11 protein-coding genes are annotated in these 12,510 nt (G+C 57.3%); 5 read left to right on the forward strand and 6 right to left on the reverse strand.

The window, feature by feature from the left end:
* Positions 1–64: 64 nt before the first annotated feature.
* Positions 65–520 carry a DUF3093 domain-containing protein gene (locus AC061P_RS07505; protein ID WP_449646775.1) on the forward strand — a complete coding sequence of 152 codons (456 nt, stop codon included), beginning with the start codon at positions 65–67 and terminating at the stop codon, positions 518–520.
* Here AC061P_RS07505 and AC061P_RS07510 read toward each other — a convergent pair.
* The gene (locus AC061P_RS07510; protein ID WP_100389298.1) at positions 495–788 is read right to left on the reverse strand and encodes a DUF4193 domain-containing protein; all 294 of its coding nucleotides are present in this window, start codon (positions 786–788) and stop codon (positions 495–497) included. The genes AC061P_RS07505 and AC061P_RS07510 overlap by 26 nt on opposite strands.
* Before the next feature lie 200 nt (positions 789–988).
* Here AC061P_RS07510 and sepH point away from each other — a divergent pair, with 200 nt between their 5' ends.
* The gene (gene sepH, locus AC061P_RS07515) at positions 989–1,999 is read left to right on the forward strand and encodes a septation protein SepH (RefSeq protein WP_449646776.1); all 1,011 of its coding nucleotides are present in this window, start codon (positions 989–991) and stop codon (positions 1,997–1,999) included.
* A 23-nt stretch (positions 2,000–2,022) separates the two neighbouring features.
* Here the strand turns inward: sepH and AC061P_RS07520 are convergent, their stop codons facing one another.
* Positions 2,023–3,162, reverse strand: coding sequence for an alkaline phosphatase family protein (locus AC061P_RS07520; protein WP_480390811.1), 1,140 nt, complete (start codon positions 3,160–3,162; stop codon positions 2,023–2,025).
* A gap of 12 nt (positions 3,163–3,174) precedes the next feature.
* Here AC061P_RS07520 and AC061P_RS07525 point away from each other — a divergent pair, with 12 nt between their 5' ends.
* Positions 3,175–5,634: a DNA gyrase/topoisomerase IV subunit A gene (locus AC061P_RS07525; protein ID WP_480390812.1), complete on the forward strand. Its 2,460-nt coding sequence runs from the start codon at positions 3,175–3,177 to the stop codon at positions 5,632–5,634.
* Between the two features lie 38 nt (positions 5,635–5,672).
* Here the strand turns inward: AC061P_RS07525 and AC061P_RS07530 are convergent, their stop codons facing one another.
* Entirely contained in the window at positions 5,673–7,751 is a 2,079-nt protein-coding gene (locus AC061P_RS07530; protein WP_449646779.1) for a DNA gyrase/topoisomerase IV subunit B, read from the reverse strand.
* Between the two features lie 214 nt (positions 7,752–7,965).
* On the opposite strand from AC061P_RS07530, the gene AC061P_RS07535 reads away from it, so the two are divergent.
* Both AC061P_RS07535 and AC061P_RS07540 read left to right on the forward strand, forming a co-directional pair.
* Positions 7,966–8,196 carry a DUF7455 domain-containing protein gene (locus tag AC061P_RS07535; protein ID WP_449646780.1) on the forward strand — a complete coding sequence of 77 codons (231 nt, stop codon included), beginning with the start codon at positions 7,966–7,968 and terminating at the stop codon, positions 8,194–8,196.
* A 61-nt stretch (positions 8,197–8,257) separates the two neighbouring features.
* The gene (locus tag AC061P_RS07540; RefSeq protein WP_480390813.1) at positions 8,258–9,259 is read left to right on the forward strand and encodes a sugar-transfer associated ATP-grasp domain-containing protein; all 1,002 of its coding nucleotides are present in this window, start codon (positions 8,258–8,260) and stop codon (positions 9,257–9,259) included.
* 58 nt (positions 9,260–9,317) lie between these two features.
* On the opposite strand, the gene AC061P_RS07545 is transcribed toward AC061P_RS07540, so the two are convergent.
* The 3 genes from AC061P_RS07545 to AC061P_RS07555 form a co-directional block, all read right to left on the reverse strand.
* A complete protein-coding gene (locus AC061P_RS07545; protein WP_449646782.1) occupies positions 9,318–10,019 on the reverse strand; it encodes a coenzyme F420-0:L-glutamate ligase in 702 nt (233 codons plus the stop codon).
* 7 nt (positions 10,020–10,026) lie between these two features.
* On the reverse strand, positions 10,027–11,448 hold the full coding sequence (locus AC061P_RS07550) for an RNA polymerase sigma factor (protein WP_480390814.1): 1,422 nt from the start codon (positions 11,446–11,448) through the stop codon (positions 10,027–10,029).
* Positions 11,449–11,547: 99 nt separating this feature from the next.
* Positions 11,548–12,483 (reverse strand): proteasome assembly chaperone family protein, encoded by a 936-nt coding sequence (locus tag AC061P_RS07555; RefSeq protein ID WP_449646784.1) that lies wholly within the window; start codon positions 12,481–12,483, stop codon positions 11,548–11,550.
* Positions 12,484–12,510 lie beyond the last annotated feature (27 nt).

Raw genomic sequence — 12,510 nt, forward strand, 5'->3', positions numbered from 1 at the left:
GAGGCTAGTGCAGAACGCCAGCCAGCCCGAAACGCCATCAAGAAAAGCAGTGTGTAATGGATGAGTGACTATCTATCGCGAACGTTTGTGGCCAACTGCTTGGCTATATGTCAGCACCGCACTCATCATTCCCGCAAGCATCTTGGTCTTTATGCCCATCAACATTCTTGCCGGCTACATCACCGCAGCGGTGTTGTATGGGGGAATCGTCTTATTTCTCGTGGCATCGGCACCAACGATTGAAGTTGATGAGACTGAACTTCGGGCCGGAAAAGCACGGCTGCCGATTTCAATCATTGGCGCGGTAACGACATTCCACGGGGCTGAGGCGACTCTCGAACGAGGTCAGCGACTCGACGCTCGTGCGTGGCTAATGATTCGGGGCTGGGTTTCTCCCGTAGCGAAACTCGAAGTCAACGATGAGGGCGACCCGACACCATATTGGTTGTTGTCGAGTCGCACTCCCGAGTTGCTTGCTGAAGCAATTGCGCAGTCTAGGCTGCGCACTCCAAGCAGATAGCGCCGAGCTTGGTGGTGTGGTCTACCTGCGAGCGGTGCTTCACAAGGAAGCAGCTCACGCAAGTGAATTCGTCGGCCTGAGGAGGCAGAACAACCACGTCGAGGTCGAGATCAGAAAGGTCTGCCCCAGCGAGTTCAAAGTTCGCAGGGTTATCTGAATCGTCGACGTCAACCGAGCCCGACATCTTGTCAGGAACACGCTCTTTAAGAGCTTCGATCGACTCGGAGTCGTCGTCAGTCTTACGAGGTGCGTCGTAGTCGGTGGCCATGCCCATCCACTTCTGTTTTACGTTGAATCACCGGAATCGGCGGGCACAGTCTCCATGAAAGCGAGCCGAAATGCAAACCGCCGAATCTGCATCACTGTGCAGCGCCTGAGACAACTGTTATCCGAGGCGTGTTATTCCCACGTTTTCGGGCAACTTCATGCGATCCTGAAACAGAATCGTCAGGGCTGGAGAAGTTCACTATGGAAGACCTTCGGGTAGTCGAAGTACAAGACGGTGCACTGATCGTTTCAGGCACTGATGGAACGCAGTACCGCCTCGCGGTAGATAGCGTGCTGCAGTCACGCCTCCGCCAGAGTCGCGGTCAAGCCAGCGCTAGCCCCAAAATTGCGCCCCGTGAAATCCAGGCGCACATCCGTGCCGGAATGTCTGCGCAAGACGTCGCGAGTGTCACCGGTGCCGATTTGGAATACATTCTTCGTTTCGAAGGTCCCGTCATGGCCGAGCGTGAGTTTGTCATTGAATCCGCGCTGGGAATTCCCGTGCACGTTGCTGGCGAGACTGACACTCTCACCTCCTCGCGCACTTTCGGATCCGCTATTCGCGATCGCCTCCTCGAGCTCCGTGCCACAGATGAGCGTTGGGCAAGCTGGAAAGATCCCGAAACCGGGTGGATCGTCAAACTAGCTTTTACCGCGAGCGAGATTGACCACGACGCTCGCTGGCAATTTGATCCGAAACGTCAATCACTAGCTCCCCTCAACAACGAAGCTAAGACCTTGTCGCAGCAAGGAGAGTCCACTGGCGCCCTTATCCCTCGACTCCGTGCCGTTGCGCCCGTAGACAGTGCAGCGGATGCCGCTCGCTTCGACAGCGGGGCGTTTGACATGAACGGTCTCGATGACGAACCAACGCCCGTTCGGCCAGCTGAACTCCCAGTCATGCGTGATCGCACCGCCGAAGCTGGGGTTGGTAATCAAACGGCTGATCTTCTTGATGCGCTGCGCAGACGCCGCGGTGAGCGAGAGCCTGCGAGCTTCGATGCTTCTGACGAGGATGACTCGCCCGCGGCAGCCCCCGAAGCATCAATGCGCCTTCTCGATCCACCGGTTGTTGAACAGCGTCATGATGCTCCTGCCCCGCCTCAGGCAACTGCGCCCCAACCGACCACTAAGTCGCGCAGGCGACGTGTAGCAATGCCCAGCTGGGATGACATCGTCTTCGGTACGAAGCCAGACGACGACCCTGCCTAAACCGCTAGATCCAGCGCAACCCGCTAATGGGCAAACGCGCCGAAACGCACGAGCGGAACGCGCAGCTCATCGTCTGTCCACGATCCATGCTGACCAACCATGAGTCGACCGTGATCATTCGGAATTCGTGAGTCGTAGTACGCGATTGCCTTGCGTGCCGCAACGATGATGTCGCCAATACGCGGTGCGACTGCAGGGGCGACATCGCCGAACCAGCCAGCAGCTATTGCGTCGTCACGGCTAACGACCCACGAACGATGACTCTCAGCCGCGTACCAACGATCGAAGACCTCGGTGCGTTCATCCGTCGTCAATGACGGTTCATAATGAAGCTGCAAACAGCGAGGTTCTCCGGCAACGTGACGCACGCCAGCAAGGAGCTCTGGCGAAGTGTCGAAGAGCACATGAGCGTGGGCAGGAACATCCACCATGCCGTGATCGGCGGTAACGAGCATTCCCTGATCATCAGCAAGCTGCACAACAACACCGGCGAGAGCCCCATCGAGAGCTTCCAGCGCGTGAGTCCATTGCGGTGACTGCCAACCGTTAGCGTGACCGGCCATGTCAAGTTCTGGTGCATAAACGTAGGTGAGGGATGCCGCATCACTCGAGCCGGCAACTGCCACGGCCGCGCGCAATCGGTCAGCTAAAGAACCTGCCGCGACGTATTTCGCTCCACGCAGTACGGCTCGAGTGAACCCAGAGTCGCGATAGCGAGCCGCCCCAACCGCCACTGCCGTGTGTCCGCGCTCGCTAGCGCGTTCGAAGAGAGTCGGAACACGCTGCCATACGGCAGGGTCGAGCCGAGCATCCCAACCAGAAAGCTGATTGACCACCCGGTCATTGACGGTATCGAGAGCGCTATAGCCGACCAACCCATGCTGGCCAGCTCGAGCGCCAGTCGTCAGGCTCGCTAGCGCTGCTGCCGTTGTGGTGGGAAATCCTGATTGAATCACCGAAGTTTTTGAGAACGCAGAACTGAGAGTGCGCGCGTGGCCGGCGCGGGCCTTCAAGCTCTGAGCGCCAAGGCCATCGACGAGCACAACTACCGCGTGCCGGACGGATGGCAAGCTTAAGCGATTAGCCTCACCTTCGATTGCCTGGAGTGAACTTGACAACACATCGGTGAGGTTCGCTGAGTCTGGGTTAAGCGCCGGTAACATTAGGGCAATCCTATGGCTACTCCCACAAAACCCACCCCAGACTCCCCTGCCGGCGAACGCATCGAAGATATCGATGTAACCACTGAAATGCAGGGGTCGTTCTTGGAGTACGCCTACTCCGTGATTTATTCGCGCGCTCTTCCCGATGCCCGCGACGGCCTCAAGCCCGTACAACGCCGCATTTTGTACCAGATGAGCGAGATGGGGCTGCGCCCCGAAAAGGGTCACGTCAAGTCCTCCCGCGTCGTTGGCGACGTCATGGGAAAACTCCACCCTCACGGTGACGCGTCAATCTACGACGCGATGGTTCGACTGACCCAAAGCTTTATTCTTCGCGTTCCGCTCATTGACGGCCACGGTAACTTTGGCTCGCTCGATGATGGTCCCGCTGCCCCGCGTTACACCGAGGCACGCTTGCAGGCCTCCGCGATCGCAATGACCGACAACCTCGACGAAGACGTCGTCGACTTCGTGCCGAACTACGACAACTCCACAACTCAGCCAGAAGTTTTGCCTGCGGCATTCCCCAATCTGCTCGTCAACGGCGCCAGCGGAATCGCTGTCGGCATGGCAACGAACATGGCACCGCACAACCTCATCGAGGTCGTGGGAGCCGCACGCCACCTGCTGTCAAATCCCGACGCTTCGCTCGAAGAACTCATGCAGTTCGTACCCGGTCCAGACTTGCCGACCGGGGGAAAAATCATCGGACTCGCCGGTGTAAAGGATGCGTACGCGAACGGCCGAGGAGCGTTCAAGACACGAGCGAAAGTTTCTGTCGAATCCATCACAGCCCGCAAAATGGGGCTCGTCGTCACCGAACTCCCCTACCTCGTTGGCCCCGAGCGTGTGATCGAAAAGATCAAAGACGGCGTCAACGCAAAAAAGATCGTCGGCATCTCTGACGTTACCGACCTCACTGACCGAAATCATGGTCTTCGCCTTGTCATCGGAATCAAAACGGGCTTCAGCCCGGATGCTGTCCTCGAACAGCTCTATCGCCTCACTCCCCTAGAAGACAACTTCAGCATCAACGCCGTCACCCTCGTTGACGGTCGCCCACAAACTTTGGGCCTCAAAGCGCTGCTTGAAGTTTTTCTCAAGCACCGCCTCCAAGTGGTTACGCGGCGCAGCAATTTTCGTCTAACCAAGCACCGTGAGCGCTTGCACCTGGTCAAGGGACTGCTCGTCGCGATCGTCGACATCGATGAAGTGATTCAAGTCATTCGCCAGAGTGATGACAGCGATCAAGCGCGAACGCGCCTGCGCGATGTCTTCGATCTGAGCGAACTGCAGGCTGAATACATTCTTGAGCTGCGCTTGCGACGACTCACGAAGTTCAGCCGGATCGAACTCGAGGCAGAGGCCGACAAGTTGCGTGCCGAGATTGCGCGCCTTGAAGCCCTACTGGCAGACGAAAAACTGATTCGCGCACTCGTCTCAGACGAACTCGAAGAAGTCGCTGAGAAATTTGGTACACCGCGACGCACGCTACTCACCGAAGCTCCCGCATCGATCGCAACAACCTCACGCTCCGCCGCCCGCAAGAACTTGCCGGTGCTCGAAATAGCGGACGAGCCGTGCGTCATTCTGCTGTCAACAACGGGCCGCGTCATCCGCGTTGGTATACCCGAGGGTGAAACCGTCCTTGCCACTCCCCGTCGATCACAGCATGATGCGATTCGCTCGCGCGTTACAACAACAAGCCGCACCGAAGTCGGCGCAATCACAAGCCGTGGCCGCCTCATTCGATTCACGGCGATGGAACTGCCGAACGTTCCATCAAGCTCGGTGCAGCTGGGAGCCGGATCCAAGATCAACGAATACTTAGCAATCGATGGCAAAGAGAAAGTATTGGCTTTCGTCTCGCTCGAGAGCGATCAGCCGATCGCGTTGGGAACTCGACTCGGCACGGTAAAGCGGGTCACCCCCGGCGCGTGGCCATCGAAACCTGACTTCGAGATCATCGCTCTGAAAGATGGCGACGAACTGGTCGGAGCGGGACACAGCAAAGACGGTGATGAACTCACATTCATCACCTCAAATGCACAATTGCTTCACTTTGCGGCGTCATCAGTGCGCCCCCAAGGACTCACGGCTGGAGGAATGGCCGGAATCCGCGTGGAGTCCAGCGCCGCCGTGATCTTCTTCGATTCCATCGACCCAAGCACCACCCCTGTAGCCGTGACCGTTTCCGGTTCGAGCGCAACGATTGCCGGCACCGACCCTGGCCGCGCTAAGGTAAGCGAATTCGACCAGTTCCCGGCCAAAGGACGAGGAACAGGCGGGGTGCGCGCACACTCACTCCTCAAGGGCGAAGACGTGCTCACCCTTGGATGGGTCGGAGCGGCTCCTGCAACCGCCGTAGCGCCCGATGGGGTCGTACGTCACCTCCCAACAGAGCTAGTGAAACGCGATGCCTCAGGGGCACCTCTTGACGGCGTAATTGGCTCGATTGGAACGACTCCCTAGCTGGGCAGTCGGCTGTGTAGGCGGCGGCCCTTCCGTCGCTAGATGTCGATCCGGTCGCGGTCGAGACCCTGACCCTGGATGATGAACTCCTTGCGCGGAGCAACCTCATTGCCCATGAGCAGCTCGAACACGGTTCCGGCTTGTTCGGCATCCGAGATGTTCACGCGACGCAGCACCCGGTTATTGCGATCCATGGTCGTCGTCGCTAGCTGATCGGCATCCATCTCACCCAGACCCTTGTAGCGCTGGATGGGATCTTGGTAGCGCTTGCCCGACTTTTTGAGGCCAGCCAAGACGCCGTTGAGTTCCTTTTCGGAGTACGTGTAGATCGTCTCATTGGGCTTCGACCCTGGATTGATCACGACTACCCGGTGAAGTGGTGGGACCGCGGCGTAGACCCGGCCGTCACGAATCATGTCAGGCATGTAGCGGAAGAAGAGAGTGAGGAGCAAGGTACGAATGTGGGCACCGTCGACATCTGCATCGGCCATGATGATGACCTTGCCGTAGCGGGCTGTTGAAAGATCAAAGCTTCGCCCGGAGCCAGCACCAATAACTTGAATGATCGACGCGCACTCTGCATTCGACAACATGTCGCTAATCGATGCTTTTTGAACGTTGAGGATCTTGCCTCTGATGGGTAGCAACGCTTGGTATTCACTGTCACGGCCGAGCTTCGCCGTGCCAAGTGCCGAGTCACCCTCGACGATAAATAGTTCGCTATTGGCAACATCGCTCGAGCGGCAGTCCACAAGTTTCGCCGGCAAGCTCGAGCTCTCGAGCGCATTTTTTCGGCGTTGAGTCTCTTTATGGGCACGCGCGGAAATGCGCGACTTCATTTCAGCAACGACCTTGTCGAGCACCAACGAGGACTGAGCCTTGTCGTCGCGCTTCGTCGATGAGAACTTTTCAGCCAGAGCGGTGGCAACAACCTTCGCGACGATTGCGCGTACCGCCGGGGTTCCCAAGATCTCCTTAGTTTGCCCTTCGAACTGAGGCTCTGGCAATCGCACTGTCAATACAACCGTCAGACCAGCAAGTACGTCGTCTTTGTCGAGCTTGTCGTTGCCCAGCTTCAGTCGTCGTGAATTTTTTTCTGTCTCGGCCCGCAAGAACTTGAGCAAGCTCTGCTCAAAACCTGCGAGGTGCGTTCCGCCCTTGGGGGTAGCAATGATGTTGACGAAGCTCTTGACCACAGTGTCGTACCCCGTGCCCCAACGGAGAGCGACATCCACGACGCAGTCTCGGGAGACCTCGGTAGAAACCATGTGACCGTTTGGCTGCAAGACGGGCACGCTCTCAGTGAAGCCGCCTGAGCCAGTGAGCCGCCACGTGTCGGTAATGGGCGGATCAACGGCGAGATGTTCAACGAACTCTGAGATTCCGCCTTCAAACGCGAAGCTCTCGTGGCGGGGCTCGTCACCGCGCTCGTCCGTGACATTCAACGTGAGGTTGGGCACGAGGAACGCGGTTTGGCGAAGTCGATCGATCAATCCGTCAGACTGAAATGTTGCGCCCTTGGTGAAAATCTGGCGGTCAGCCCAGTAACGAACACGGGTACCGGTGCGTGCCTTGGGCACCTTGCCAACGATGCGAAGTTCACTGCCGGAAACGAAAGGAGTGAATGGTGCGTCTGGCGTAGGTGCGCCCGTGTCCGCGAATGTTCCTGGCTCGCCACGATGGAATGACATTGCCCAGGTCTTGCCGTCGCGGTCGACCTCAACGTCGAGTCGTTCAGACAGAGCGTTGACGACCGAGGCGCCGACACCGTGAAGACCACCGGATGCCGCATACGAGCCCGAACCAAACTTGCCTCCGGCGTGCAGCTTTGTGAAAACTACTTCGACCCCTGAGAGCCCGGTCTTAGGTTCGATATCGACGGGGATGCCCCGTGCTTGGTCTCGCACTTCAACGCTCTCGTCAGCGTGCAGAATCACGCTGATTTCTGAACCGTGCCCGTCGAGCGCCTCGTCGACTGAGTTGTCGATGACTTCCCATAGGCAGTGCATAAGCCCGCGGGAGTCAGTGGAACCGATGTACATACCGGGACGTTTGCGTACAGCTTCGAGCCCCTCAAGTACTGAAAGGTGACGGGCTGAATAGTCAGAGCTCGCCATGATGTGCTCCTAGGGTTTGACGACGGAAGACCAGCGTTAAGACTACGTTCTCCGCACGACATTGCTGCCCATCAACACCCATCGCGCACTGAGACCGCCATGGACTGATTCTGATACGCGCTGAGCGAAATGCCCTCGATATAGGAACAATCCGCAGGTCCGCATGCTTGTATAGGCGTACGGATTAACAACCGCAAGCAAGAAGGAGTAGGCCATGTCGAACATTGCAACAGAAGACACCACAGTCGATGAGATGGACTACACCCTCACGGCGCTCGATCGCTGTGACAGTTGTGGCGCGCAGGCATACATTCGCGCGACTCTCGCCAGTGGCGATCTCCTCTTCTGCGCTCACCACGGCGCAAAATTCAAGGAGAAGCTCTTCCCTACCGCTCTTGGGTGGATCGACGAGTCGAGCCGTCTGGCCTCTGGACGCACCGTTTAGTTTCGCCCGCTAGCTAGCTCGTAACCGGCCCCCGTGTCGGTGTGACCTTCGTAGGAGAACTGTGAAGCGCATCCGGCATTATGTGTCGCGTCTGAAGTCTTTGGACGTTTCGAATATGTTGGCGGTTGCGCGGGCCATTAGCGCGCGCGACCGCACTCCGGTCATCCAAATTTTGCTCGACATGGTGTGGTGCTCGCTCGTTTATCAAGCGGGTTACCTCGACTATGAGGAATTCGAATTTAACGTGCTCAGTCGCGCCGAACGACGCACGTGGATCACGAGCGGGAATGCAAACTCGATCGTCGTCAAATATAACCAGCGTGACTTTCGACAACGCTTCTACGACAAACCAACGTTCAACACAACGTTCAACGAATGGCTTGGTCGTGATTGGCTAGATCTCAGAACCGCCACGGAGTCTGAGTTTGTCGAATTTGTCGGTTCCCATGACCCCATCATGGTCAAAGTGGTCGACAGCATGAGCGGTGCCGGAATCGCGAAACATTCCGGTCAAGAACTAGCTGATGCTCCTGCTTTGTACCGCGAGCTCATGAACAATCGCCAGTTTCTGGTGGAAGCGTTCATCGAGCAACACCCTGGTATGTCAGCGCTGTGTCCTACTAGCGTCAACTCGCTGCGCATGATCACTTTCTTCGATGGAACCGATGTGCATGTCCTTGAGGCGGTACTGCGCATGGGCAACGGCGCCGACGTCGATAACTATGGCCGAGGCGGCATGTATACCGTTCTCGACGAAAAAACTGGCATCGCCCCCTATGGCGCCTTCGATAAGTACGCGAATACTTTCGTTACTCATCCACAAACAGGAACCCCAATCGTCGGGTTCAAAGTTCCCCTCTACGACGAGGTACTGAGTACCCTCGACACGGTCTCTTGCATCATTCCGCAGATACCGTATGTCGGATGGGACATCGCAATTTCGACCACAGGTCCGGCAATTATCGAAGGCAATTACAACACTGGCGTGTTTCAGATGAAACCGAGCCTGACCGGAATCAAGACAGGTTTGTTGCCCAAGTTCCGCGAAGTAATCGACTTCTAGTTGCACACCTTGTTCGGCAGCTGCCACAGTTCGAGGCAGTTACGCCGGCAGCCGGAATCTAAACTGCAGCGCGACGGATGACACCAAGTGGCGTGCTCTGGTGGTCTTGCCCGAGCGGATTATCTTTGAGAACGTGCAGTACTAACGCGTTCGTGCTCTTGTCTGTTGAGCCGAGAACGTTGCCACCGAAGTCGTTGATATCGACGACTGCCACCGTGATCGAACCGCCGAGAGCCTGAGCAATATCGTTCGCGACGCCATTGGGCCGAGCCGGGCCGAGCACGACGTGGGAATCGTACGGCGGGATGGTGTTCTTTGTCGGGCCATCGATGGCGCGAGCCTTCGGACCAGCAATCCGGTAGAAATCACCACGGCGGCCAAAAGCCTTCGTGACGGCGGCGACCGCTGCAGCAAAAAGAATCCGGGGCGTTCCACACTCCCGAAGCGCCATTTCCATCGTCTCGGGCATGCCAAGGCCAATGCCATGAGAGGTCTTGGTGACGTATTTCGAGAGCGTCGTCGCAAGTTTGCGCGGTACAACCTCAGAGATTGGGTACGCGCGGCCCTGCGTGATTCCGACGATCTTCTCCGTCACGAAAAGAATGTCGCCATCGCGCACGACGTCTGTCGCGTACTCCGTGACAACCTGAACTATGTCGTCATTATGAACCACCAAGCGAGTCTTGATGGGAAGTCGCTCGTAAACAACTCCATCTACCTCGACGGTGAGACTCTTTCCCGCATTCGCTTCAGAACCCATTGTTGGCCTATTCGAGGTAGTCGCGTAGGGACTGCGAACGTGACGGGTGGCGCAGCTTGGCCATCGTCTTGGATTCAATCTGTCGGATGCGCTCGCGCGTAACACCGAACGTGTCACCGATCTGGTCGAGAGTCTTCGGCATTCCATCGCCGAGTCCAAAGCGCATGCGGATTACTCCAGCTTCGCGCTCGGAAAGTGAATCAAGCAGGCTCTCCAGTTGCTTCTGCAACATGGTGAATCCAACGGCATCCGCAGGAACTACGGCCTCGGTGTCCTCGATGAGGTCACCGAACTCGCTATCGCCGTCTTCACCAAGCGGCGTGTGGAGCGAAATTGGCTCACGCCCGTACTTCTGAACTTCGACAACCTTCTCAGGGGTCATATCGAGTTCGCGCGAAAGCTCTTCCGGAGTGGGCTCGCGACCCAAGTCCTGGAGCATCTGGCGCTGAACGCGGGCAAGCTTGTTGATGACTTCAACCATGTGCACGGGGATGCGGATCGTGCGAGCCTGATCGGCCATCGCCCGGGTAATCGCCTGGCGAATCCACCACGTTGCATAGGTCGAGAACTTGAAGCCCTTGGTGTAGTCGAACTTCTCAACAGCACGGATAAGACCGAGGTTTCCCTCTTGAATGAGGTCAAGGAACTGCATTCCTCGGCCCGTATAACGCTTGGCGAGCGAGACAACCAGTCGAAGGTTGGCTCCAAGCAAGTGGCTCTTAGCGCGTTGACCGTCTTTGGCAACCCACTGAAGTTCGCGACCAAGAGTCGAACGAACTTCGGCTGGAGTCATCGCAGCGAGCTTGTCTTCAGCGAAAAGTCCCGCTTCGATACGCATCGCGAGCTCAACTTCTTGAGCCGCGTTGAGCAGAGCAACTTTACCGATCTGCTTCAGGTAGTCCTTGACGGGGTCAGCAGTTGCTCCGGTGATCGCAGCCGAGTAAACCGGAACGTCATCTTCATCATCAACGAGCGAGAGTACGAGCGCACCAGTGGGCAGCGCTTCGTCTTTGCTCGTCGACTTCTCTTCTTGGTCGTCGTCTTTCGGCTCCTCGTTACCATCAGCCTCAACAATTTCGACGGTCGAAGCGGCAGCTTTACGGGCCTTGGCCGGGGCTTTCGCCTTGGCCGGGGCTTTCGCCTTGGCCGGCGCCTTAGCTGTGGCTGGCTTTTTCACTGCTGCAGCCTTCTTTGCCGTTGCCGATTCGGCGGCCGACTTCGTCGTCGTCGCCTTCTTGGTTGCTGGCTTCTTGGCGGCAGTCTCCACGCCATCAACAGATGTGGTCGCCTCGTCGGCCGCTGCGGCGGCTTTCGTGCTCGCTGCTGTCTTAGCAGGAGCCTTCTTCGATGCGGTTACGGACTCCGCAGTCTTGGTTCGGGTCGCCATGTGAACACCTTTCCGAGGTTTTCGGGCAGTACTAAGACCCATGTCAAGTATCTGAACCTTTTGTGCACTGCACAAAAGTCCCAGAACAAGAACGGGTCTTACTTCTAGTATGCCACGCTTTTGGGCGGTTACACACCAGAGCTAAAGAGGGAGTCCCGGGTTGCTATTGTCATCGCCCGCGCGCTTGATGGCGAGGAACTTTTGCAGTTCTGCGGCGATTTCATCGGCCGACGGCAATTCGCCATCCTCATCGGTCAGTGGCGACCGCATCGGATTTTCTTCCATGTAATTGTCGTGACGCTCTTCTAAAGTGCCGACGAGGCGCGCGAGTTCTTGATTGCTCTCGACTTGGCTATCGATCTTGGCCAAAAATTCCCGGCCATCTTCACGCAGTCGATCGGTGGGAAAAATCAAGCCAGTCGCCGCGCTCACGCTTTCTAGCGCGGTAACAGCGGCGGTCGGCCATTCGGTATCGGCCAAGTAGTGCGGAATGAGTAAGACGAAACCTGCGGTCGGATGCCCGAGCTCTTGCAAGCGGAACTCAATGAGGTGCATGGCGTTTGCCGGGACCTGCGTGTGAGGCTTCCAGACGGAAAGTGCGTCAATCAGCTCAGTGCGATTGCCGCTGACGGTAACGCCGATACCTCTCGTGTGCGGAACCGGCATGGGAATAGCGTGAACCCAAGTGGTTGACGCTACGTCGAATTTCTCAACAAGGCGGAGGACTGCAGCCGAGAATCGTTCCCACTGAAAATCTGGTTCGTACCCCGTAAGCAACAAGAAGGGTTGCCCTAGCTCGTCCTTGGCGAGATACAGCTCAAGCTTGGCCGGACGGTAATCACTCAAGTGGTCTTGATCGAAATAGATCGTCGGTCGTCGCGCCCGGTAGTCAAGAAGGGTGTCATTGTCGAATGATGCAACCACCGTGCGTTCGAGCGTATCGAGTAGGTATTGGCTGAGCTGACTGACAGCCCCGCCAGCATCAGCAAAGCCCGTAAGACCCGCTACCAGTGGGAGGCCGCGGGGCACTGCAGCAACATCGGTGACGATGTCGTATAGGCCTGCCGGATCTCGCATGATTCAACTCTAATCGCGTGGGCGCCT

Source organism: Rhodoglobus sp. G.S.4 (genome assembly GCF_056619605.1).